The organism is Thioalkalivibrio sp. AKL7, assembly GCF_000381705.1.
In the GTDB taxonomy this organism is placed as follows: domain Bacteria; phylum Pseudomonadota; class Gammaproteobacteria; order Ectothiorhodospirales; family Ectothiorhodospiraceae; genus Thioalkalivibrio; species Thioalkalivibrio versutus.
This window is the reverse complement of the sequence record NZ_KB906955.1, coordinates 1-22,246: the sequence shown is the minus strand read 5'-3', so window position 1 is coordinate 22,246 and position 22,246 is coordinate 1. Positions and strand designations below refer to the sequence as shown.

Genomic DNA, 22,246 nt, shown 5'->3' with positions numbered 1-22,246 from the left:
GGCCGTGGCAATCGGTTGGAGCGTGCTGGGCCGCCGGTCGGTCGCAATGCCGGGGCAGAAGGCCCGACCTGATCCGGCGCCCTTGATCCCGGCGCCCGTGCAGGCACTCGACGCACCACGGGGTCTGCTACGCTTCGGCCCTTGTCGGACAGGAGAGATCAGATGACGGTTGCAGCGCTCACGGAACAGTTTCCGCATCCCGAAGTGCGGTTTCGCCAGCAGGATGCACTGGTGATGGTCGATATCGAGAACGCGCACGGCAGCGCGTCGCTCACGACCTTTGGCGCGACACTGCTGAGCTATCGCCCGAAGGGTGGTGCCGATGTGCTGTGGGTGAGCGATACCGCGTTGTACGACGGCAAGAAACCGGTGCGCGGCGGGGTCCCCGTCTGCTGGCCATGGTTTGGCCCGTACGATCCGGCCGCGCTGGGGCCCGACCCGAGCGACGAACACAAGAAGGGGCACGGGATCGCGCGCTATGCGTTCTGGGATGTCGAGTCCGTGGAATCGGTCGGCGATGCCACGCACGTCGTGTTCGTGCTGACCCCGGACGACGATATCCGCAAGGCCTGGCCGCTGGAGTTCTCGCTGCGCCTGCACGTCACCCTGGGCGAGGCCCTGGAGATGACGCTGGAGGGCGAGAACCGCAGCGATCGCGAGTGGCGTGTGTCGGAGGCCTTCCACACCTACTTCGGCGTGGGCGAGGCCGAGGGCCTGGTGGTGCGCGGGCTGGACGGGACCACGCGGATCGACAAGCTGGCGGACGGTGAACGCGGGACGCAGTCCGGCGACGTCGCCATGACGACCCCGATGGAGCAGGTGTTCGTCGGCCACCCGGGCACGCTCGTGATCGAGGATCGGGGCAACGCGCGCGAGATCGTCATCGAACGCGAGAACAGCGCCAGCAGCGTGCTGTGGAACCCCGGCCCGGAAGGTGTCCAGTCGTTCGCGGACATGCCCGACGACCAGTACCGCAAGACGGTCTGCGTCGAAGTCGCCAACGCCCTCGACGACGCCTACCCGCTTGCCGCGGGCGCAACCCACGCCATGACCATGCGGCTCTCCGTACGCTGAGCCAGCCGCGGGGCAACGCCCCGGCGTGGCCTCCAGCCTCGCCGGCCGGAGCGCAGAGCCGGGATCTTCGGGCTGGAGAGGCGGCGGAGATCCCGGCTCACCGCTTTGCGGTGTCCGGGATGACGCAGGTGGGGGCGCGGAATGGGGACGGTCCCAACCCTTTGCCCTGTCTAGACCTGTCACGCCTGATCCTGGCAACCGCGCTGACTACGCCAGCTCCGGAAGCGGGGCGTCTTCGCTACAGCGTGTGCCCGGTGAGTCGTCGGTAGATTTCGAAGCCGGCGGCACGGTCACGGCAGCGCAGGATGGCGGCGCGGCCCGGGGTGGAAGGATCGGGCTGCAGGTTCACGCCGGCCGCCTCGGCGGCCCGGAAGTCGTCATCCCGCAGGTCGGCGTCGCCGAACACCGAGATCACGAAGCCGCCGGGGATGGGCGGGGGCGGGGTGAACGCCTCGCCGTCGGCCAGCGCGACCCAGGCTGGAATGAACTCCGGGCCGTAGAAGTCGAAGAAGCCGTTGGAGCCGCGCAGGTGGGCCTCGATCGGCCGGCCGCCGATCAGTTCGAGGTTGCAGAGGCCGGTGTAGCCGGCCAGGTTGCGGCGTACCCAGTCGGCGATCCAGGGCTCGATCTCGGGCGCGGCGGCACCGATCTCCCAGTAGATCGGACGGGCGGCGTCCTTCGCCTCCGAGCCCCGGGTGTGGGCAAACCAGCGGGCCGCGCCGTTCTCCACCAGGCAGTCGGTGCTGGTGTGGGCCCCTTGCAGGCGCTGGCACCAGAAGCTGCCGGGCTCTGCCGGCACGCCGCTGGCCGGCAGGGTGCGTGCGTTCAGCCCCATGCCGGCCAGGTTGGTGATCGGCTTGACGAACACCTCGGCGTCCGCCGCGATGCCGAGGTCCGTGGGTGCCACGCCGCAGGGCGCGGCGGTCAGTCCGGCATCCAGGGCCAGATGCAGTTTGTCATAGACATGCCGGTGGTCCGGATTGAGCCGCCAGGCGGCGGCGTCGGACACGGCCACCTCCCGGCGCGGCTCGGGCCGGAAGATATGCTCGCGTTCGGGGAGGACACCGACAAACGGCACTACCCGGCCTCCGCTTGGCGTTTTTCGTGGCCCGCCGCCAAGCGCTCCACCTCGCACAGCAGCGACTTGAACGCGGGAAACCCGCTGATCGGGTCCAGCGCGCGGTCGTCGGTCAGTTCGTTCACGTTGGCGTGGTTCCAGCCGTGCTGGCAGTGGGCCACGCCGGGCTTGATGCGGTCCGTGACCTTGGCCACGAACGCCACGTGCCCGCGCGGCGAACGCACCTCTACCGTGTCGCCGTCGGCGATCCCGCGCGCGGCGGCATCCATCGGGTGCAGCTCCACCAGCGGCTCCGGCATCGCCCGGCGCATGCGCTCCAGCTGCTGGTGCTGCGAGTGGGTGGCGTGCTTGTGGCGGGCGCCGCTGGTCAGCACCAGCGGATAGTCGTGGGCGAGCTCCGGCGTGGAGACCGGGCTCTCCGCCGGTTCGCGGTACACCGGCAGGCCGTCGTGCCCGGCCGCGTGCAGTTCCGCGGCGTCGAACTCCACCTTGCCGCTGACCGTGCGAAACCCGTTGATCCGGTACTGGCGGTCGCCTTCCTCGAAGCCGTACTCGAGCATGTCGTCCAGCGCCTTGGCGAACACGGTGACCCCGTCCGGGTCATTGTAGACCTGCTCGCGGATGGTCTCGGGGATGCCCTCGGCGGCCTCGGCCCAGCTGGCCTCCAGGTCGCCGTTCCAGAACTGCTCTCCCATGCCCAGGCGCACGCCCAGCTCCAGGAACACCTCGCCATCCGGGCGCGCCTCGCCGCGCGGGGCAACGGCGGCGTGGCGGTAGCGCAGCTCGCCGCGGAAGTTGCAGCCGGGGTAGGCGATCAGCGCCGCGCGTTCCAGGCTGGTGGCGGCCGGCAGCACGATGTCGGCCATGCGCGTGGCCGGGTTGTGGAAGAAGTCCGACGCGGCGAAGAAATCCAGCGCGCCTAGTGCCTGCTCCATGCGTCTGGAGTTCGGCCACATCGCGGTGTTGATGCCCATCGCCAGCAGGGCGCGAACCGGCTGCGGCTGTCCTTCGAGGATGGCATCCGGCAGCAGCATGCTTTGCGCCGCCGGCCAGTGGGCCGTCCACACCGGGAAGGTCTCGTCGCCGATGCGCGGCGGCAGGTTCTCGCGGCAGTGGTCAAACAGGTCGATCGGCTTCGGCGTGACCTTGTCGTTGAAGAAGCGGTTGCCGCCCTCGCGGTCGATGTTGCCGGTCACCGCGGCCAGCAGGATCACCGCGCGGTGGTTCTGGAAGCCGTTGCTGTGCTGCACGGTGGCGGTGGGCGAGAGCATGATCTGCGCCGGCGCGTGGGCGGCATAGAGCTCGGCGGCGCGGCGCAGATCGGCCGCGTCGATGCCGCAGATCTGTGCGACACGCTCCGGCGGGAATTCGGCCACGTAGTCGCGGAAGGCCGCCACCCCGTTGCCCCATTCGTCGAGGAAGGCCTGATCCTGCCAGCCGTTTTCGAAGATCAGGTAATGCATGCCCAGCGCCAGTGCGCCATCGGTACCCGGGCGGATCTGCAGGTGCACCTCGGCCTGCTCCGCCAGCGGGGTTACCCGTGGGTCCACCACCACGGTGGCGCAGCCGGGGCGGGCCGCAGCCAGGGGGTGCTGGTGGAACGGCGGGATGGAACCGCGCGGGTTGGTGGACCACACCAGAAGGCAGCGCGTCGCATCCGAGGCGACGGTGGACGAGGTCTTGATCTTGGTGCCGAAGGTCACCTCCTCCGCCACCTTGGTGGAGGAGAAGCAGCAGCCGCTCTCGGTCAGGTAGTTGGGCGAGCCGAAGGCATGCGCCAGGCGCTGGAGCTGCGGCCGGGCCTCCTTGGTATAGCCGGCGAAGAAGGCCGCCGCCGGGGCCCCGTGTTCCTCGCGGGTGGCGCGCAGGCGCTCGGCGATGGTGTCCAGTGCCTCGTCCCAGGAGATGCGCTCGAACTGGCCGCTGCCGCGCGGGCCCGTTCGCCGCAGCGGGTACAGCAAGCGCTCCGGATGGTTGCGCCGGTCGAGCTGGACGTAGCAGCGCGGGCAATCGGGGCCGTCAATGGCGACCGGCTCGCCGACGGCGTCCAGGGTGACGTCGATGGCACAGTTGGCATCGCACTCGTAACAGGTACTTTTCACGGTCGCCATCGGACGGTCTACCTTGTTCAGCGGTCGGTCCTGGTTGCTGCGCGGGCATTATGCCGGGAGCCTTCGGTCCGCCACGAACAACGCCTGGAACCGCGGGGCCACCTCTTTTTCACTCGTGGCCTGGGCGCCGATTCGCTTGGTTGGGGGTAAGGCAACAACTGGCACGGTCACTCGTGACAAAACACATCCCGTCATCCAGGCCAGAGCGCAGCGCAGCGCAGAGCCGGGATCTCCGGGTTGAAGAGCCCGGGCGGGGAGGTCCCGGCTCACCGCTTTGCGGTGTCCGGGATGACCGGGTGTGGGGGCGGAACGGTATCGGTCCCCAACCGTTTGCCTCTGTCGATGCGCGTTTACGGACTTGCGTGCTGGCGGGTCTGCCTTGCGCGTCTCAGGCCGGTTGTCTGCGGGCCGCGCGGAGGGCACGGCAGATCCAGCCTTCCGGGGTATCTTCGCCGGTCAGCAGGTAGCGCAGGGCGTGGGGGTCGCGCAGGGTGTGCGAGATGGTGAGGGCGCTCGCGAAGCGGCCGCAGAACAGCAGGTGGTCGCCGGGTTGCAGGGGCGTGTCGTCGTCGGGCGCGAGGATATCCTCGCCTCCGGCCTCGCGCCGTAGTAGCAGCACAATGCAGGCGTGTCGCTGGCGCACGGGATGGTCGGCGCGCAGCAATTGGCCCAGGGTCACCGGCTCCTGCTCCAGATGGGCAAGGAGGGCCGGGGCTGTCCCCTCGTCCAGTTGCTCGGTCCAGATGGCCGGCACACGGTCGCCGACCACGGCCGTGATGGAGCTGACTCGCTCGTTCGCCCAGTCGGTTGTCTGGTTGCGACTCAGTTCCAGGAAGCGCGGCAGGAGCGGCGAGGTCAGATGGGCCAGGATCGCCTCGGCGATCACCCGGTCGTGGCGCATCACCAGCGGCAGGTCGGCCGCCGCGAACAGGAGCGAATCGCACTCGCGGTTCTGGCGTCCGACCATGAACAGCTCCGGGTTCAGCTCGCGCGCGGTCATCACGATGGACAGGTTGTAGTCGTCGCGGCCGGTTCCGGCCACGATCCCGGAGGCGCTCTCGATGCCGGCCTCGTGCAGGGTGTCCGCCTCGGTGCCGCGGCCCTTGATGCAGTCGGGCGGACAGTCCGCGCCCTCGGGGTCTGTTTCCACCAGGGTTACCTCCACGCCCTCCTGGATCAGCCCGGCATGCACGGCCTTGCCGAAGCGCCCGAAGCCGCACAGGATCCAGCGCCCGCAGGGCGGGTCGATCGGCATCGGCAGCGGGCTCCCGGGGATACTCCCAAGCCACTCGTGCAACAGGTGATGCGCGGGGGAATGCAGCGCGAGGGCGAGGCGCTGGCCGAAGATGTCGAACGGGTTGATGACCTGGTCAGTCCCGAACGAGGCCATGTTCTTCTCTGTGTCGTGGCTCTCGGCACGGCAGATCACGGGGCGCTCCGGGTTAAGGAGTTTGGCGGCAATGGCGATCCGCAGGTTCACCGCATCGTCGCTGGTCAGCGCCACCACACCCTGGCAGTGCGGGTTGAGGAGCCCGGCATCAAGCAGGCGATTGGCGATGCTGGCATCCGCGCACAGACCGGGGATCTGCAGCGGGTAATCCTCCAGAACCAGCTCGTTGATGCGGTCCGGGTTCCGGTCGATCACCACGGCAAAGCCATTGCGCCCGAGCAGGGAACGCACCACCAGGGCCCCGGTGTCGCCATAGCCGCACACGATATGGAACGGTCGCTGCAGCTTGCGGATCGTGCGGTCGAACGCATGCTGGCTGACGGCCAGGCGGAAGGCCGGGTCCTGGATCAGTGCGAGGATCTTGCCGATCGCATACAGCCAGGCCACCACCGACAGGTAAACGGCAAACACCGTCCACATCCTCTGCGCCTCGGTGAAGGCGTGGGGGATCTCGCCGAAGCCGATGGTGGTGGCCATGTAGGTCACGAAGTAGAAGGCATGGAAGAAGTCCATGCGCCAGGGCTCCCCTTGATCGTCCACGCCGGGTATCAGCACCAAGCCGAGAACGGAGATCGCGTAGGCCGCCGTCAGCGCAAGCAGGGGTGCCCGCATGCGCCGCAGGAACAGGAACAGCACCTTGTTGATCGTGGGGCCCACGGCTCGTGGTGTCTGTAGCGCTCGCGGCCGCCGTCAGCGGCGCAGCGCCACCGTATCCGCGATCAGCAGCAGCACGGAGATCAGGTTGGCCACCATGGCCCCGCCCGCCAGGGAGACGATGCTGGCCATGAACATCGCATCCATGCCCCCGGCATGCACGTGGCTCGCATAGGCCCATACCGCCGCGGCCGCGATCAACTGCAGCACCGCGACCAGCGAACTGGCCAGCAGCAATGCCCCGGTCTGCGTCCGGTCCCCCAGCTTCAGGGCCGTCGCGATGACGTTTACCACGATGGCTGCGAACAGCTCGTACACATTGTGGTGCGCCGGATCATCAATCTCGCCGAGGAAGAACCCGAAGTTCAGCGTGAACGCCAGGATGATGAAAAAACCGAAGATCACCTTCTCCAGGTTCATGCGCATGCTCCTTGTCGTTCGAGGTAACGGCTCCTGCCCGGCGCCGCGACACGGGCCCGGTCTTCATCCGCCCGCAGCATGGAGCATGGCCCAACAAGCCCCGGATGGCGAGGGCAGGGCGCGGATCTCCCCACGTGCCGAAACGCCAGGGGCCTCGTCATTGCGATGCCTCGCAGAGGCCGCGGCAATCGGTTGAAGCGCCACGGATGCGGACCCCTCGTGATCGGGCAGGGGCAAAAGGCAAGATCTTCCGCCCAAGTGTCCTATCTTTCCTATACTCAAAAAGCGCCCGGAGGCCGTGAGATCACGTCCGTCGATCGTGCCGCGCCATGAGGGGGTCGGATGGCGTGGCCGGCGCGTAGCGTGGGAATCTGCACCGCGGGCGGTATGGTCGCGGCATTCGCTCAGGGTCTCACGCGGTGTTTACTGGCTATAAGAGGATCGACCCATGTCACGTTCGTTTTCTTTTGTTGTTGTATCGGCTGCGTGGATGTTGAGCGCGTTGGTTCTTTCCGGCTGTGGGGAAGCCCCCCTGGACGAGGCCGTTGACGACGGATACGACCTCGATCATTCCGAGGCGATTGCCAGCGGCGGTGACCTGATCGAAGGACGCTATCGCATCCGGGGCGATAACGGGGAGATCGTGCTGGACGCGGACACCGCCCTCGAATGGCAACGGTCAGCCTGGGTCAAAGCTGGGAAGGCGATACCTGCACGGGGAATGCAACCCGCTACAATCTCGATAGAGCTCAGACCGCGGTACAAGATTTGAATGATGGGGGTGGCTACGGGGGGCATACCGACTGGCGGGTTCCCAGTCTCGAAGAACTCAGAACCTTGGTGTATTGCTCTAGCGGTCAACCGGCGCATTTCAAGAATGACAATGACGCTTGCTCGGATCCTACTGGTGAGCCAACCATCGTAAGTGATGTGTTTCCGAATACGCCCGCTTTGAGTTTCTGGTCGGCGTCGACCACTGAGGGCGACCCGAGCAAGGTATGGTTCGTCGATTTCGGCAATGGCTCTGCCACTGACTTCGACCGAGGCGGCCGGCTTCGCGTTCGCCTTGTGCGGGGAGGACAGTGATTCCGGCCCCGTAGTCGCGGCTGTCTCCCCTCGCAGGCAGTCCCAGTCTTTTGGGGGCAATCGGGGGAAGCACTTTTGATCAACCACAGGCCCCGCGGGGCCGCTAATCCCAGAGGTGGCCCCAGCGTTCCCACCAGTCGCGGGCGAGGGCCCGGTTGGCCACGTTCTCGCGTTCGTCGAGGACGGTCCCCAGGCGGATGTACTCGCCCCCGGTTTGCGAGGTCACCGCCGGATCCTGCGAAGCCAGCATCAGGGCGTACAGCGCCAGTTTCAGTTCCCACGGGTCATCGGAATCGAGGTAGGGCACGAGATGCGGGACCGCCGGCGCACCGATCCGGCCGAGCGCCTCGGCCGCGGTGTACCAGGTACGCGGATGCTCCTCGCCCCCGTAGGTCTCGGTGAACGCGCGATCCGACAGGCGCTCGAGGTAGTAGTGGATCTCGTCCCGGAGGCTGGCGAACCCCTCCGCGGGTCCGTCTGCCGCGGCGGCGGGCTGCTCCTGCGGCGCGGCACCCGTGGCGGCGGGTGGCTTTGCCGATGGCGGCCCGCCGGCGCAGCCAGCAAGCAGCATCCCGCTGGCCAGCCATGCGGTCAGCCACCAGGCAGAAGAGGGGCAAAACGGCAGGGGTTTGTCTTTCAAATGCCTTCCGATCCACGTATTGCCGAGGGTTTATCCGCACTCAATTTTCGGGGTCCTGTCCCCGATAATGAGCCCCTTGCCGGGAGCCGGCCCCGCCTTGGCACATCGGTACGGTCACTCTACGGTAAACGGCCACGTATGCGACGTCCTGTCGCGGGGCCGCGGCAATCGGTTGACGTGCTACGGGTGGGGGCCGCTCGTGGTGGAGCAGGGGCATGGGAAAGACCTGCCCCTGAATTGACTCGGAGCTACTTCTCGCCGATGCCAAGGCCGCTATCGACACCGGTCACGGGCACGATGCGGTCGTTCGGATCAAGGAATCGGTCGCTGTTGAATGCGCTTTCCCCGTCCTCGGTCGGCTTCTCTGCCAGTTGGGTGTCGAGGGTATCGGCGGGGCGCCCGTAGAGCCGCTGGACTCCGCGCAGATCGCCGGGCTGCAGGTCGGCAAAGTCCTCGGTGTACCTGAATCCCATCACCTGCCCGGATGGCCCGGGATGGTCCAGGCCGATGGCGTGACCGATCTCGTGAGTCAGCGTATAGCGGATGTCGTACACATCCTTGTTGCCGTCGAATCCGACCTTCCACTCGTGTGCTGGATTCAGGCACACCAGCGACTGTTCGATGGTGCGCACATCCACTTCCGCATCGGGCGAGTAGGAAACGTTGGAGAAATCGTCCGAATCGGGTGCGTAGGCTACGTTGGCGAATGCCCGTCCACGCGGCTGCCCCTGGGCGCCGAGGATGATATCCGCCTCCCGGGTATCGCTTACCTTGTGGAATGACAGACCGGCCGCGCGCTCCCAAACCCGAAACGCCGCCGCGGCCTCGCGATCCAGCGTCTCCATGGAGAGGGCTTCGCCCAGAAGCTCGTCAATCGGTGCCAGATCGCGGCAGTTGTGCGCATCATCGAACCGTAGCGCCTCCCCGGCAAAGGCATAGCTGATGCTGGCCCCCACCCCTAACTGCTGCTCTCCCCACTTCACCTTGTAGCCATCCAGCTTGAGCAGCCGATACCCACCGTCGTCGGCAAGGGCCGGCAGCGGGAGTGCCAAGGGCAGAAAGCCGGCCATTACCAAGGCCAGCGCGGGAAGGTGTGCATGCGTGACTGATCGCACCGCAGTCTCCTGGTCGGGCCCCGTCAAGAGCGCCTTCAGGGCGCGCGAGGCTCCCGCGCAGCGTAACATAACGGACGACTAACGCTTAGGTGTGACACCGAACCGACGAAGCAGTCGGTCACACCCAGAGTCCGAGCGGGGCGTCCTGCGGTCAGCGCACCGTACTCGGCTCAATCTGCGGCGTGGACCCGCGCAGGCGAGACGGGGCGCGTATCCAAAGCCGAGACAATAAGCCCGCAGTGCCGTGTCATTGCGGGCCTCGAAGAGGCCGTGGCCATCGGCTGAAGCCCCACGAATCCGGCTCGCTGGCGCGGGCGCAGGGGTATAACCGAAGCCCTACGGGGGCAGACCTTGCCCTTTGCCCGCGCCTACTGCCCGTGCCGGAAAGCCAGACTGGATTGGAGAGACGCGTTTGATGAATCGATCGTGGCCCGTGCTGGGCCTTTGCATCTCCCTGGTTTTCGCCGGCGCAGCCTGGGCGGACACCACGGAGCTGGACGGCGACTGGGCCTGTCCTGCCGTAATGCAACTGGCAGCCATCGGCTCGAGCCAACTGAATCTGCAGCTCGATACGCGCTCCCGTCTGCATCCGGACGGGCGGTACAAGAGCGAGGGCGATGCCGTGGCCCAGTTCGGCCTGTGGCCGCTCACGCTGATCGCGACCAGCGAGGGGCAGTGGCAGCGCGAGGAGCAGCAGCTCACGCTCACCGTGGAAGCCCTGGACCTGTCGCCCGGCTCCCCATCAGGTGTCGAACTCCAGCGCCACCTGATCCGGCAGATCACTACGCGGCTACCGGAACTCCCGCATACGGAGGTCACACGGATCGTCACCGAATCACCCACGCGCCTCGTGGTCGAGCACGCGTCCGGCGAACAGTACACCTGCCAACGACTGTGAGCCCTCGCGCGGGCGCAGACCGAGATATGCCCCGTCTTCCCCTTTCCTGATTAACCACGAGGGTCAGCCAGTCACGGGGATCCTCCGGGGACGACAATGGCCCGTCGCAGGTCGCTTTAGTCCGGGCCCTTTGGGAATGTCACTCTCCCCGGGGCCCTTGCCCCTGCACTGTCATCCCGGCCGGAGCGAAGCGAAGAGCCGGGATCTCCCCCGTCGGGGCAACCCCAGCCATCGAGATCCCGGATAACCGCTACGCGGTTTCCGGGATGACGAAAAAGAAGGCGCGTGGAGCCGCTGGGCGCGTACCGCTGCGCTGCAGGGCCACCTTCGGCCGCCAGGTGCTGTACACACCGGTCCTTGGACCTGGCTGACGCTCGTGGCTAATCAGTGTTTCTTTAAGGCGGGGCAACGGGCAAGGTCGGAAAATCCGAAGCTGGACCCCCAGACCGTCCGGTCGTCAGGCGGAGCTCTCCGAGGTGTCGTTTGCCTTCTGGTAGGCGCGCAGTCCCCCGGCGATGGACTGGACATTGGTATAGCCCAGATCCTCCAGCTGGGCCGCCGCCAATGCCCCGCGGTTGCCACCATTGCAGAAACAGACCATGGGCGCGCCCTTGTCTGGTGCGACTCCCTCGATCTGACGCGTGATGGAATCCAGCGCTACATTGCGGGCGCTCGGCAGGCTGCCTTTCTGGTACTCCCCGGGCTCGCGCACATCGATGGCCACCGCACCGGATGCCAGGCTGGCGTCTACCTGTTGCGGCTCGATCTCCTTGATGCGAGCGCGCGCGGCTTGCGCCCGACGGAGAAACTCTTCGTCGTGATGATCCATAATGGTTTTCCTTTCGGCGATGGTTTTTCGCGAGGTCAGTGCTGAGAGCAGCCCATCCTCGCCTCGTCGCGAATGAGGTACGGGACACAAGACCAAGTTCGACCGCGTTCTTGCCCGTGGACAGGAGGTGATCACGATGGGTTTGAGCCAGTGGTGGCCGTTCGGCCGCGTGCCGGAAATGAGCCCCGAGGAACTGGCGCAGGCGATGGAGAACGCCCAGGTGCAAGTGCTGGATGTGCGCACCGGAGTCGAGCATCGTCGGAGTCGTATCCCGGGCGCGCGGCACCTCCCGATCACGCAGTTTTCCAAGCGACGCCTGGCGGACCTGGAACTCGATCCCGATCGTCCCGTGGTGGCCATCTGCCTCAGTGCACACCGCAGCATCCCCGCCGTGCGCAAGCTGCGGGCCCGCGGCTACGAGGCCCGCCAGCTTCGCGGCGGCATGCTCGCCTGGTGGCGGGCCGGGCTGCCATGCGAGCGAGGCCGCGCGGACGCCGGGGACTGAAAGCCGCCCGGCGCGGCCCTTCCGATCAGGAACCGCTTTTCAGGTCCGTTCGCTGCGGGCGGCCGGCCCCGGGCACTTCAATCGGCGTCGTCATCGTCCTGTTTGCCGCCCGGGGTGACGGCGCGTCCCACCGCCCCGGCGGTCTTGCCGGTCGCCTTTACGGTGCCGGTGGTGACACTGACAGCGGCGCTCCCGGCGGTGCCGGCCACCTTCACGGCCGTGCAGCCGGTCGTCAGCGGCAGGATGACGGCAAGCAGCAGGAGCGGGCGGGCGTAGGCAATCATCGGCGGAAGACCTTGTTGATGGTTGCCCACAAGGGTACGCATGACATGCCCGCGAGGCCATGGCAGGCGCGGACGGGCGCTTCGGCCCGGCGGCTGTGCGACTGCATCGCGATCCCAGCCTGGCCGTGACCCACCGGCCTTCCGCAGAACCCGAAGGCACGCCGGTGGTCTGACCGTGGAGACCCCGTGGAGATGTGTCATGTCCCGTTTCGCGCCCCTGTTCGCCTCCCTGTTTCTGGTGCTGCCGATGGCCTGTGCAAGCGCCACGGAGCCGGATACCGAAGCGCTGTTCCATCACGAGCTGGGTCGCCTGCATTCGTCTGAAGTGATCAACCTGCAGGAACGCTTCCAGGGCCATCCGCTGCTGATCATCAATACCGCCAGCCACTGCGGTTACACCGACCAGTTCGGTGGGCTGGAACAGTTGCACCAGGACTATCGGGACCAGGGGCTGAAGGTGGTGGGCTTCCCTTCCCATGACTTCAACCAGGAGGCCGACGACGAGGCCGAGACCGCCCGGGTGTGTTTCGAGAACTTTGGCGTCACCTTCGACATGTTTAGGCCGATCGGTGTGCGCGGCGCGGACGCCCACCCGATCTTTCGCGAACTGGCCCGCCAAGCCGCCGCCCCGCGCTGGAACTTCTACAAGTATGTGGTGGACCGAGAGGGGCGGGTGGTTGCGCACTTCCCCAGCCAGGCCGGCCCCGGGTCCGCCGAGCTGCGCCGCGCGATCGAGAGCATCTTGTAGCCCATCGCGCTGCGGCGCCGCCTGCGGAAAAATAGCGGGAGACTATCTCGCTCATGGTGAATATCAACTGGCACTAATGGCTCGTGGGGCCTAGCTTCAAGGGCAGGTGGACAGTGCAGCCCCCTGGCCGAATGTGGCCCTGGGTCGGAACGGCTTGCGGTCCCTGAGGAAAGCCATCGATTACACATGGATGACGGCTTCCGAAACACGAACCAGCTGAACGCAGCGAAAAATGGAGAACGATATGGGTGAGCATCAGAACATGGGCAAATGCCCGGTCATGCATGGCGGCGAGACCGCCGCTGGCCATTCGGTCATGGACTGGTGGCCGGAAGCGCTGAACCTGGACATCCTCCATCAGCATGACCGCAAGACCAACCCGATGGGCGAGGACTTCGACTATCGGGAAGAGGTCAAGAAGCTCGACTTCGACGCCCTGAAGAAGGATATGCACGCGCTGCTGACCGAGAGCCAGGCGTGGTGGCCGGCCGACTGGGGCCACTACGGCGGGCTGATGATCCGCATGTCCTGGCACGCGGCCGGCACCTACCGTATCGCCGATGGCCGGGGTGGTGGCGGCACTGGAAACCAGCGCTTCGCGCCGATCAACAGCTGGCCGGACAACGCCAGCCTGGACAAGGCGCGCCGCCTGTTGTGGCCGATCAAGAAGAAATACGGCAACAAGATCAGCTGGGCGGATCTGATCATCCTGGCCGGTACCGTGGCCTACGAGAACATGGGGCTGAAGACCTTCGGCTTCTCGTTCGGTCGCGAGGATATCTGGCATCCCGAGAAGGACACCTACTGGGGCGCGGAGAAGGAGTGGCTGGCCCCCTCCGACGAGCGCTACGGCGACGTCGACAAGCCCGATACGATGGAGAACCCCCTGGCAGCCGTCCAGATGGGCCTGATCTACGTGAACCCGGAAGGGGTCAACGGCAAGCCCGACCCGCTCAAGACCGGCGAGCAGGTCCGCGAGACCTTCGCCCGCATGGCCATGGACGATGAAGAGACCGCGGCGCTGACCGCCGGCGGACACACCGTGGGCAAATGCCACGGCAATGGCGATGCCGGTGCGCTGGGTCCGGAGCCCGAAGGGGCCGATGTCGAGGAACAGGGCTTCGGCTGGAACAACCCCAACATGCAGGGCAAGGCCGCCAACGCCATCACCTCCGGCATCGAGGGTGCCTGGACCAAGAACCCGACCCAGTTCGACATGGGCTATTTCGAGGCCCTTCTCGACCACGAGTGGGAGCTGAAGAAGAGCCCGGCCGGCGCCTGGCAGTGGGAGCCGGTGGACATGAAGGAGGAGGACAAGCCGGTCGATGCCACGGATCCGTCCATCCGCCATAACCCGATCATGACCGATGCGGACATGGCGATGAAGATGGACCCCGTCTATCGCAAGTACATGGACGCGTTCCGCAAGGATTCCGAGTACTTCAGGGATTGCTTCGCCCGCGCCTGGTTCAAGCTGACCCACCGTGACCTGGGCCCGAAGACCCGCTACATCGGTCCGGAAGCGCCGCAGGAAGACCTGATCTGGCAGGACCCGGTGCCGGCCGGCAACACCGACTACTGCGTCGAGGCGACCAAGAAGAAGATCGCCGAGAGCGGCCTCACCATGGCCGAGATGGTCGCCACCGCCTGGGACAGCGCCCGCACCTTCCGCGGCTCCGACATGCGCGGCGGCGCCAACGGGGCCCATATCCGCCTGGACCCGCAGAAGGACTGGGAGGGCAACGAACCCGAGCGCCTGGCCCGGGTGCTCAAGGTCTACGAGCAACTCTCCGCCGAGACCGGCGCCAGCGTGGCCGACCTGATCGTGCTGGGTGGCAGCGTGGGCATCGAGCAGGCCGCCCGGGCGGCCGGGCATGATGTCCTGGTGCCGTTCATCCCGGGGCGTGGCGATGCCAGCGCCGAGATGGTCGACGCCGACTCCTTCGCGCCGCTGGAGCCGCTGGCGGATGGCTTCCGTAACTGGCTGAAGAAGGACTACGTGGTCAAGCCGGAGGAGATGCTGCTCGACCGCGCCCAGCTGATGGGCCTGACCGCGCCGGAGATGACCGTGCTGATCGGTGGCATGCGCGTGCTCGGCACCAACCATGGCGGCAGCAAGCATGGCGTGTTCACCAGCCGTGAAGGCCAGTTGACCAACGACTTCTTCGTCAACCTGACCGACATGGCCAACGCCTGGACGCCCGCAGACAACGGCGTGTACGAGGTGCGTGACCGCCAGAGCGACCAGGTGAAATGGACCGCCAGCCGCCTCGACCTGGTGTTCGGCTCCAACTCCATCCTGCGCAGCTATGCCGAGGTGTACGCCCAGGACGACAACGAGGAGAAGTTCGTGCAGGACTTCATCCGGGCCTGGACCAAGGTGATGAACGCCGACCGCTTCGATCTGGAGCAATACCAGCAGTAAGCACGGCCTGAACCGGGCAGTTTGCCCGGCATGCAGACCAGGACGCCCGGGACCATCCCGGGCGTTTTTTTGTGCCGGGGGCTACGGCTACCGGTGCGCGAATTCCGGGTCGCCCCGACCTTCGGCTCCCGCGACCGCCGGAGGGCAACCGCCCGCGCCTGATCCTCCAGGCCTTTCTGGTCCCTGCGAGCCCGCACCCACTCGGCCTCCGGGTGGTAAACGTCGTCCGTCCTTCACCCAACGCCGGTTTCGACGCTCAGGTCGGGCCGTCCAGGACCTTCAACGAGCCATTCCAGCCCGGACAAGCTCGTTAAGCCAATCGGTTGCCGGGGTCCGGCCGCGGCAGTTCGGTAGCTAACCGTAACGCCCGTCGATGCGCGGTTTGACCAGCATCGGGGCATAAACCCAGAGAAACCCGGCGAAGGCCGCGATCCACAGGAGTTGCGAGGCGCTCATCCAGCTGGCGGTCAAGGCCGGCCAGAGCAGGGGGGCGGCCACCCGTACCAGCGCCCCGATGGCCAGCAGGCCGAAGAGCAGCCCGAGGACTCGCGGAGGGTCAAACACGTTGCGTCCGGTATGGCCCAGGGCGACGCGCGTCATCATCCCCAGGGTCATCATGCCGATACCCCCGTAGGTGAAGGCGTGCAGCGCGGCCATCGGGTTAAGGAAACACTGATTAATGAACACGCTCGCGCTCGAGTCGCTTTCGCGTGCGAACAAGGCGCGGTGACTGCCGTGCAGTCATTCTGCACAAGGGAACCGCAACGCCGTGCGCACGCGAAAGCGGCCGAGCCCCTGCATTCATCGGCTTGTGGGGTTGGCACCCCAGGTTCCCCGATCCTGCGTTGCGCCGATTGCGGGTAGAACCACTACCCGCTGCACGACGCGCCTTGTCTCGGAAAACCTGGGGTGCCAACGCGAGCGTGTTCATTAATCAGTGTTTCCTTAAGGGGCGTGAATTCGGCCACGGCCCGCAGGGCAAAGCCGATCACGATCCAGCCGTAGGCCATCATCAGCACCCAGAGCAGTGGCTTGCGCCACAGCGCCGGCGTATGCCAGCCCGCCCAGCGCATGCCATGCGCCACGGCCAGACCGGCGGCCAGCCCCGCCGCGACCGTTGCCCATGGCAGGAACACCTCCACCAGCCAGAAAGCGAGCAACAGCACCAGGGCGAGGCGGTCCAGCCAGTCCCGGTTCACCGGCGTAAAGGCACCCTCCAGCCCGCGCTCGATAAAGAACGGGATGACCCGGCGCCCCATCATCAGGATCAGCGACAGCACCAGATAGACGCCGGAGTAGAGCCCCAGGCGCTGGCCGCCATTCAGCAGATCGAAGGCGCCCAGGTAGAACAGGCCGTTGCTGGCCCCCAGCAGCGCGATCTTGCCGATCACGGCGAGCTGGGCCCATTGGCGTGTCTTCCATACCGGGCGGGTCAGGGCGGCCAGCAGCCACAGGGTAAAGCCAAGATCGAACAGCGCCATGGCCACCAGCCCGGGGTCCCCGAACAACGCCGCCACCCGGCCGCCGAGCCAGAGCCCGGCCAGCACCAGCAGCGCGGGCCCGTGGGTCGTCTGTACGCCGGTCCAGTTGCGCACGGCCGTGAGCAGGAACCCGGCGACCACCGCCATGGCGTAGCCGAAGATCAGGGTATGGCCGTGCCAGGCGAAGGGCCCGCCAAAGGCGGCCGTGGGCAGCGCCGCCATGTCGAATGGGTAGAGCCAGGTCCACAGACCCACGACCAGCACGGCGTACACCCCTGCCAGCAAGAAGAACGGGCGAAAGCCCAGATGGCTCAGGGCAAACCGATACGGTCCCGGCTCTTCGATATTCAGCTTCAACATCGCCCCCTTGGCCCCGCGGGGCTAGTACCCGCCATCTCTACGCGAACCACCCAGAATTCAGGTTCGCACCCGCTCATATAATGCATACGGGTTAAAGCTTTTTGCGAGCCTGGGTTCTTCGTCATTGCGAGGCCTCGACGAGGCCGTGGCAATCGGTCGGAGTGGCCTGGATGCCGCTCGCTTGCCACGGGACCAAAAGCCAGGGATTGACCCCGAGCCTCGCTATCCCGTCGCGCGCATGCCGCCGCCTCCCCCTCCGCCGGGCGGGGGTGTCCAGACGTTGCGAAAGGCCTGATGCGTCTTCGGTGGGAGGTGGCGGGAGAAGCGCAACTCGACACCCCGGTCGGTGCGCACGGCCTGGATCCGGCCCTGCTTCAGCCCGTATTGTCGAGCGACGTCCTCGCAGCCCCTCACGAACCCGGACGGCGGCTTGCCGCGCCGCACGCGGGCAGCGCCATCGCGCAGCTCCACCGAAAACACCAGCCGGGCATGCCAGAGCATCAGCGCAACGCCAAGCCCCAGCAGGGCAAACAGGATCAGGAACGTGAGCAGCATGATGGATTGCGGGACAAGGGTGCGCCCCAGTGTAGCGCACCCCATCTGCGGTTCTCGCCTCCGCTCGTCGACGACTCGTCAACGCAATAGCCCATTTACGGGCCCAAAAGCCCCGTTTAAGCCCTGGAAATAGCCCTTCAAATTCGCAAAGCCGCGTTAACTCAGTTCGTTACCGTGGTCCGACCCTGTCCTTGGCGACACGCTCAACAATTGTTTCGCATATTCAAAGCGTTCCTCTACCTTCTGGCGGTCCTCAACTTCGGGCTGTCCCTCATTAGCCCCACGGGCAATCATTTCAGCGTGCCGTAATAGCGCAGCGCGATCCTCTGGCCGCTGTACGAATCTCGCGACCTCGGCGATCGTTTCCAGCAGGCGGACAGTAACCGCGGTGTTCGAGCGGGACATTTGGCGGATCTGGTTGAAGGCCGCATCTGTGACGTCCACAAAAGTAGACCCTGGAGCAATCACCCTCAGCTGATCCGTACTGTCATAACGATAGGGCGATGGCATGTCTCGCGTAGCCAAACGACTCAACGCGGACGCCAGGTGGTCTACGCACGTAATTGCCGTGAACGGGTCATTCACTCCCGAGGAGAGGGCACGCAGAGCGACCTCCACGAGTTGGGTAACCGCGAACTCGATGTCCTGGCCCGAAGTCCGCTGGTTACCCAGGGCGAAGGTATTGTTGACCTGATCCGCGGGCACGTCGGCCGCCCTCTCTCCCGGCCAGACCAGCATAAGCGGGCCACCGGAGACCACATAGTCGCCGGGTACTCGCTCCAGTCGAATGACCACATCCTTTTGCATCGCCAACTCAATCAAGGCGTCCGTGTCGATGAACTGAATGTATCCGTCCGCGCTCGCTGGAATGGGACGAGCCTCCCGGTCAAATGCGTCCAGAAATGCCGATTCGGGGGGTGTTGCCGACGTCCGAGACGTCCCCCGCCCGATTTGTTCCGGAAACAGGCGGTCCACCCCGGCGATCAACTCGTCGCTCACGCGCGCCACGATTTCGTTGGCCTGCATCGAAACAGACACGTGGTGAATGAAGTAGATCAGCACCCCCACGCTCGCGACCGCAAAGAGTACGCCGAGCGCGATCGATACATGAGGAACGAAAGCAACCTCCTCCGCGCGCCGGATAGTAAGGAGGACGAGCAAGCAATACAGGAAGGTGGCGACGAACGTGCCCAGCACGACCTGAGTCGTCGTATCGCGCAGGAAATTGCGGAGCAAGCGCGGCCCCAGCTGCGACGTCGCCAGCGACAGGGCGACCAGCGTCATCGAAAACACAACTCCAGCGATGGTGATCATTGATCCGGCGATGATCCCCAGCACGGCGCTGGCCCCCTCGGCTCCAGCGGTGAATGTCCAGCCCCACGAACGCAACAACCAGTTCGTCACCGGTCTATCCAGGGCGACGCTTATGAAGGCCAAAAACACCGCGCCCAGGGCCATCATGGTGGGGATGAACCATAAGCTGGATCGAATGCGGTCCCAATACCTGAAAGTCAGTGTTTTCACTATGACGCCTCATTCACTCACATGCTGTCCGCCGGGTTACCGTGGTCCGACCCCGTCTTCCTCCATTCTCCCGACCCCGGGAGATCCTATCTTCCGTGGAGGATGACCAAGGCCGTTAGAAGCATCACGTTCGCGGCGAGGGATGCCCATAGGACGATCGTCTTCCAGTCTGGACTGGGTGGGGCCCCAGTTGTCGAGTGCGACGTCTGAGCCGGGCGAGTCCGGCGGGCGTCAGCACCAGGTTTGGATGTCCCCCCGGTTCGATCACCCCTCGCTTTCTTGTTATGGGGCGTTTGTTTCTCCTGGACATAGTCGCGATCGTAAATCCCCATCTCTGTCTCCTTTTTTGTGCTACTCCGTTTCTACAGCAGAGTACGCCGCGTGTCGTCAGGACCGGAAGGGGCGGGGGAAAAGGGTGAGATGGCGTCATTGCGCGGCCCCGCAGAGGCCGCGCCAATCCGTCGAAGCGGCCCGAGACCCTACCGGTCCCTTCGCGCTGCCGCAGCTGGACCCGATTTCAGAGTAAGAGCCCATTTGTGGCGCGGAATACGCCATTTAAGGCCCTGAAACAGCTATCTATCTTCAGAAAGTCCAGTTAAGACCGTCAGTTACCGTGGTCCGACCCCGTCCTTTTCCATGCAGAGTAAGAGCCCATTTATGGGCCGCAATGCGCCGTTTAACGCCCTCAAACAGCCCTTTGGGTTCAGAAAGCCCCGTTAACACGCCTAGTTACCGTGGCCCAACCCCGTCGATGTGACCTGGTCGAGGTCCTTCACCCGTGCACGCGTCAGAACCCTTTACACCCGATGATCGCGCTTGCGACCGCCCCCCCGTCGGGCGCGTGTAACCTACGGTTTTCCAACGTCAATATAGAGCGGCATCCAGCGGGCATGGATGTTGCAGATTCGTGGGTGAGCGCAGACCCCAAACCAAAACCTGCCTGCGCAGACCCACGAGGTAACAACCATGACTACAAAGACTGTACGGGGCGGAACCCTCGCCCTTCTGCTCGCGGGAGGCATGATTGCCGCCGGCTCGGCCTCCGCCAGCGTCATCAACTGCTCCGATCTCGACGGCAACTTGGGCGACAAGGTCACGCCCAACCAGGGCTGCCAGGTCCTGGAGCCGCTTGACGGCAACGTGAATACCAGCCTCACAGTCGTCAACAATGCCGAGTTCTTTGGCTACTCGGACTGGCTGTTCGACGGCAAGTACGAGGACACCAACGGCAACCTGATCAACGACCCCAATGATCCGGCAACCATCGTGAGCTTCAGCGGCGATGCCCAGAGCGGGACCTGGGAGCTGGTGGTCCTCGACTTCTGGAGCAATTTCGAGAACCTGATGTTCGCGTTCAAGGATGGCGCCGACACCAACATCGTGGCCTACGACATGCTGAACGGCGCCCTGGGCGGGACCTACGCCACCCCGTTGACCGACCCCCCGTTCGATTTGTCGGGCGCGGGCGAGGATCGCGACATCTCGCACATCTCGGTGTACTACCGCGGTAACGGAAATAACGAAGTACCGACCCCCGGCTCGCTGCTCCTGGTCGGCGTCGGCCTCGTGATGCTCGGCTGGACCCTGCGCCGGCGCAAGGATCCCGCCGCCCCGGCCTCGACGGCGTAAGCCACCGCAGCACCCTGTCCGAAGAGGCCGCGGAAGCGATTCTGGGGCCTTTTTCCTGGCGGCCGGCGCAGATCTGCCTCCGGCGGGAGGGGTGCCGGTTTCCCCGCGGCACAAGGTTGTGCCGCCAGAACCGCCCGCCGCAGGTGGGTGAGCCTGATGCAGGCTGCAAAGCCCCTTGCTATCGCAAAGGCAATCAAACCGGTGCAGCGCAGCGTGCGCTGCAAATGCCGGGATTCCATCACCGTCGTCCGACCTGGTCATGTTTCTCCGAGGGCCGAAGACGAGGACTAGATGTTGGGTAACGGATGATTCTATACCGCACGAGAAGGCACCCCTGTTTCGTGGCCGGGAGTGGCTGAGTATCGTGTGCGACGGCCCCACGCAGGACGGATAGCATGGCGAGTACGATCCATTCGAACGCGCGCACCACCCCTCAGATCCGGCGAGAGCTGCAGGAGGCACCGCCCGGCGTGAGCGACCCCGAGCTTGCTCGGCGCTACGGCATTACCCGCATGACCGTGCGCAAGTGGCGCTACCGCCGGGAGGTGGAAGATCGGTCTCATTGCCCCAAGCGGCTGCACACGACCCTGACCCCGGAGCAGGAGTCGATTGTGGTCCAGGTGCGCGAGGTCGCACTCCTGTCGCTGGATGACCTGCTGATCGTGGCGCGCGAGTTCCTGAACCCGGATCTCAGCCGGGCGGCGCTGGCGCGCTGCCTGCGCCGGCACGGCGTGGGCGACCTGCGGGCCCTGCAGCGGGAACGCGACGGGGAACCCGAGGAACCGGCGTACAAGCCGTTCAAGGACTACGTGCCGGGCTTTGTGCATGTGGACGTGAAGTACCTGCCGCAGATGGCGGACCAGGCCTCGCGGGGCTATCTGTTCGTCGCCATCGACCGGGCCAGCCGCTGGGTGTACCTGGAGGTGCGGCGCACCAAGAGCGCCGAAGCCGCGCGCGGCTTTCTGAAGAAGCTGCTCGAGAAAGCCCCGTTCCATATCACCCATCTCGTCACCGACAACGGCAAGGAGTTCACCGACCGCTTTGCCGCGACCGGGGAGCGCGAGCCGACGGGGTATCACCCCTTCGACCGGCTGTGTGCCGAGCACAGGATCGAGCATCGCCTGATCCGGCCCAAGCGGCCCCAGACCAACGGCATGGTCGAACGCTTCAACGGGCGCATCGCCGACCTGCTGCGGACGCGGCACTTCAACTCTGGCCTGCACCTGGACGAGGCGCTGCGGCACTACCAGCGGCTGTACAACCATCACATCGGCCAGAAGGCGCTGGGGCATCGAACGCCGGTGGAAACCCTCAAGGCCTGGCAGCATGAACGCCCCGAGTTGTTTCGAAAACGTGTATATGACCAGCCGAGACCTGACA

General features: G+C 65.7%; 19 protein-coding genes and 2 pseudogenes. 9 read left to right on the top strand and 12 right to left on the bottom strand.

Going from position 1 to position 22,246, the window contains the following annotated elements; translation table 11 throughout:
- Nucleotides 1–162: 162 nt before the first annotated feature.
- Nucleotides 163–1,074, top strand: coding sequence for a D-hexose-6-phosphate mutarotase (locus G315_RS0111655; RefSeq protein ID WP_018146382.1), 912 nt, complete (start codon nucleotides 163–165; stop codon nucleotides 1,072–1,074).
- A gap of 238 nt (nucleotides 1,075–1,312) precedes the next feature.
- Here G315_RS0111655 and G315_RS0111650 read toward each other — a convergent pair whose 3' ends face one another.
- From G315_RS0111650 to G315_RS0111635, 4 genes are all read right to left on the bottom strand, one after another.
- On the bottom strand, nucleotides 1,313–2,152 hold the full coding sequence (locus tag G315_RS0111650; protein ID WP_019612561.1) for a hypothetical protein: 840 nt from the start codon (nucleotides 2,150–2,152) through the stop codon (nucleotides 1,313–1,315).
- Nucleotides 2,152–4,263 (bottom strand): molybdopterin-dependent oxidoreductase, encoded by a 2,112-nt coding sequence (locus tag G315_RS0111645; RefSeq protein WP_019612560.1) that lies wholly within the window; start codon nucleotides 4,261–4,263, stop codon nucleotides 2,152–2,154. The genes G315_RS0111650 and G315_RS0111645 overlap by 1 nt, the downstream gene beginning before the upstream one ends.
- Before the next feature lie 388 nt (nucleotides 4,264–4,651).
- On the bottom strand, nucleotides 4,652–6,370 hold the full coding sequence (locus tag G315_RS0111640) for a TrkA family potassium uptake protein (RefSeq protein WP_019612559.1): 1,719 nt from the start codon (nucleotides 6,368–6,370) through the stop codon (nucleotides 4,652–4,654).
- 33 nt (nucleotides 6,371–6,403) lie between these two features.
- A complete protein-coding gene (locus tag G315_RS0111635) occupies nucleotides 6,404–6,787 on the bottom strand; it encodes a DUF6394 family protein (protein ID WP_018146378.1) in 384 nt (127 codons plus the stop codon).
- A gap of 448 nt (nucleotides 6,788–7,235) precedes the next feature.
- Between G315_RS0111635 and G315_RS14665 the strand changes: the two genes are divergently transcribed.
- Complete coding sequence (locus tag G315_RS14665; RefSeq protein WP_019612558.1) at nucleotides 7,236–7,559, top strand: hypothetical protein; 324 nt, start codon at nucleotides 7,236–7,238, stop codon at nucleotides 7,557–7,559.
- Nucleotides 7,457–7,873, top strand: a complete 417-nt coding sequence (locus tag G315_RS14835; protein WP_081624475.1) for a DUF1566 domain-containing protein — start codon at nucleotides 7,457–7,459, stop codon at nucleotides 7,871–7,873. The genes G315_RS14665 and G315_RS14835 overlap by 103 nt, the downstream gene beginning before the upstream one ends.
- Nucleotides 7,874–7,976: 103 nt before the next feature.
- Here G315_RS14835 and G315_RS0111625 read toward each other — a convergent pair whose 3' ends face one another.
- Both G315_RS0111625 and G315_RS0111620 read right to left on the bottom strand, forming a co-directional pair.
- The gene (locus G315_RS0111625) at nucleotides 7,977–8,444 is read right to left on the bottom strand and encodes a HEAT repeat domain-containing protein (RefSeq protein WP_019612557.1); all 468 of its coding nucleotides are present in this window, start codon (nucleotides 8,442–8,444) and stop codon (nucleotides 7,977–7,979) included.
- 317 nt (nucleotides 8,445–8,761) lie between these two features.
- Nucleotides 8,762–9,583: a matrixin family metalloprotease gene (locus tag G315_RS0111620; RefSeq protein ID WP_018146376.1), complete on the bottom strand. Its 822-nt coding sequence runs from the start codon at nucleotides 9,581–9,583 to the stop codon at nucleotides 8,762–8,764.
- A gap of 460 nt (nucleotides 9,584–10,043) precedes the next feature.
- On the opposite strand from G315_RS0111620, the gene G315_RS0111615 reads away from it, so the two are divergent.
- Nucleotides 10,044–10,526, top strand: coding sequence for a hypothetical protein (locus G315_RS0111615; RefSeq protein ID WP_196799828.1), 483 nt, complete (start codon nucleotides 10,044–10,046; stop codon nucleotides 10,524–10,526).
- A gap of 457 nt (nucleotides 10,527–10,983) precedes the next feature.
- On the opposite strand, the gene G315_RS0111610 is transcribed toward G315_RS0111615, so the two are convergent.
- Nucleotides 10,984–11,355, bottom strand: coding sequence for a rhodanese-like domain-containing protein (locus tag G315_RS0111610; RefSeq protein WP_018146374.1), 372 nt, complete (start codon nucleotides 11,353–11,355; stop codon nucleotides 10,984–10,986).
- 136 nt (nucleotides 11,356–11,491) lie between these two features.
- On the opposite strand from G315_RS0111610, the gene G315_RS0111605 reads away from it, so the two are divergent.
- On the top strand, nucleotides 11,492–11,860 hold the full coding sequence (locus G315_RS0111605; protein ID WP_018146373.1) for a rhodanese-like domain-containing protein: 369 nt from the start codon (nucleotides 11,492–11,494) through the stop codon (nucleotides 11,858–11,860).
- Between the two features lie 77 nt (nucleotides 11,861–11,937).
- Here G315_RS0111605 and G315_RS0111600 read toward each other — a convergent pair whose 3' ends face one another.
- The gene (locus tag G315_RS0111600; protein ID WP_026182161.1) at nucleotides 11,938–12,144 is read right to left on the bottom strand and encodes a hypothetical protein; all 207 of its coding nucleotides are present in this window, start codon (nucleotides 12,142–12,144) and stop codon (nucleotides 11,938–11,940) included.
- Nucleotides 12,145–12,343: 199 nt separating this feature from the next.
- Here G315_RS0111600 and G315_RS0111595 point away from each other — a divergent pair, with 199 nt between their 5' ends.
- Nucleotides 12,344–12,892 (top strand): glutathione peroxidase, encoded by a 549-nt coding sequence (locus tag G315_RS0111595; RefSeq protein WP_018146371.1) that lies wholly within the window; start codon nucleotides 12,344–12,346, stop codon nucleotides 12,890–12,892.
- A gap of 232 nt (nucleotides 12,893–13,124) precedes the next feature.
- Nucleotides 13,125–15,317 carry a catalase/peroxidase HPI gene (katG, locus tag G315_RS0111590; RefSeq protein WP_019612556.1) on the top strand — a complete coding sequence of 731 codons (2,193 nt, stop codon included), beginning with the start codon at nucleotides 13,125–13,127 and terminating at the stop codon, nucleotides 15,315–15,317.
- 354 nt (nucleotides 15,318–15,671) lie between these two features.
- On the opposite strand, the pseudogene G315_RS13825 reads toward katG, so the two are convergent.
- The 4 genes and pseudogenes from G315_RS13825 to G315_RS0111575 form a co-directional block, all read right to left on the bottom strand.
- A pseudogene (locus G315_RS13825) lies at nucleotides 15,672–15,983 on the bottom strand (NnrS family protein); the annotation flags it as partial.
- 284 nt (nucleotides 15,984–16,267) lie between these two features.
- Nucleotides 16,268–17,158 (bottom strand): annotated as a pseudogene (locus G315_RS13820) (NnrS family protein); the annotation flags it as partial.
- A 222-nt stretch (nucleotides 17,159–17,380) separates the two neighbouring features.
- Nucleotides 17,381–17,713 carry a DUF3634 family protein gene (locus G315_RS0111580; protein ID WP_018146368.1) on the bottom strand — a complete coding sequence of 111 codons (333 nt, stop codon included), beginning with the start codon at nucleotides 17,711–17,713 and terminating at the stop codon, nucleotides 17,381–17,383.
- Between the two features lie 156 nt (nucleotides 17,714–17,869).
- A complete protein-coding gene (locus tag G315_RS0111575; RefSeq protein ID WP_019612555.1) occupies nucleotides 17,870–19,237 on the bottom strand; it encodes a DUF2254 domain-containing protein in 1,368 nt (455 codons plus the stop codon).
- Nucleotides 19,238–20,257: 1,020 nt separating this feature from the next.
- Between G315_RS0111575 and G315_RS0111565 the strand changes: the two genes are divergently transcribed.
- Together G315_RS0111565 and G315_RS0111560 are read left to right on the top strand one after the other, a co-directional pair.
- The gene (locus G315_RS0111565) at nucleotides 20,258–20,866 is read left to right on the top strand and encodes a PEP-CTERM sorting domain-containing protein (protein ID WP_018146365.1); all 609 of its coding nucleotides are present in this window, start codon (nucleotides 20,258–20,260) and stop codon (nucleotides 20,864–20,866) included.
- A gap of 395 nt (nucleotides 20,867–21,261) precedes the next feature.
- Nucleotides 21,262–22,246, top strand: a 985-nt coding sequence (locus G315_RS0111560; protein ID WP_019612554.1) for an IS481 family transposase, incomplete at its 3' end; no start/stop codon positions are given.

Bases quoted from the DNA above. Each gene is read 5' to 3' on its own strand.
- G315_RS0111655 (WP_018146382.1), top strand. From the start codon at position 163: ATGACGGTTGCAGCGCTCACGGAACAGTTTCCGCATCCCGAAGTGCGG.
- G315_RS0111645 (WP_019612560.1), bottom strand. From the start codon at position 4,263: ATGGCGACCGTGAAAAGTACCTGTTACGAGTGCGATGCCAACTGTGCC.
- G315_RS0111635 (WP_018146378.1), bottom strand. From the start codon at position 6,787: ATGAACCTGGAGAAGGTGATCTTCGGTTTTTTCATCATCCTGGCGTTC.
- G315_RS14665 (WP_019612558.1), top strand. From the start codon at position 7,236: ATGTCACGTTCGTTTTCTTTTGTTGTTGTATCGGCTGCGTGGATGTTG.
- G315_RS14835 (WP_081624475.1), top strand. From the start codon at position 7,457: ATGGCAACGGTCAGCCTGGGTCAAAGCTGGGAAGGCGATACCTGCACG.
- G315_RS0111625 (WP_019612557.1), bottom strand. From the start codon at position 8,444: ATGCTGCTTGCTGGCTGCGCCGGCGGGCCGCCATCGGCAAAGCCACCC.
- G315_RS0111620 (WP_018146376.1), bottom strand. From the start codon at position 9,583: ATGGCCGGCTTTCTGCCCTTGGCACTCCCGCTGCCGGCCCTTGCCGAC.
- G315_RS0111615 (WP_196799828.1), top strand. From the start codon at position 10,044: ATGAATCGATCGTGGCCCGTGCTGGGCCTTTGCATCTCCCTGGTTTTC.
- G315_RS0111610 (WP_018146374.1), bottom strand. From the start codon at position 11,355: ATGGATCATCACGACGAAGAGTTTCTCCGTCGGGCGCAAGCCGCGCGC.
- G315_RS0111605 (WP_018146373.1), top strand. From the start codon at position 11,492: ATGGGTTTGAGCCAGTGGTGGCCGTTCGGCCGCGTGCCGGAAATGAGC.
- G315_RS0111600 (WP_026182161.1), bottom strand. From the start codon at position 12,144: ATGATTGCCTACGCCCGCCCGCTCCTGCTGCTTGCCGTCATCCTGCCG.
- G315_RS0111595 (WP_018146371.1), top strand. From the start codon at position 12,344: ATGTCCCGTTTCGCGCCCCTGTTCGCCTCCCTGTTTCTGGTGCTGCCG.
- katG (WP_019612556.1), top strand. From the start codon at position 13,125: ATGGAGAACGATATGGGTGAGCATCAGAACATGGGCAAATGCCCGGTC.
- G315_RS0111580 (WP_018146368.1), bottom strand. From the start codon at position 17,713: ATGCTGCTCACGTTCCTGATCCTGTTTGCCCTGCTGGGGCTTGGCGTT.
- G315_RS0111565 (WP_018146365.1), top strand. From the start codon at position 20,258: ATGATTGCCGCCGGCTCGGCCTCCGCCAGCGTCATCAACTGCTCCGAT.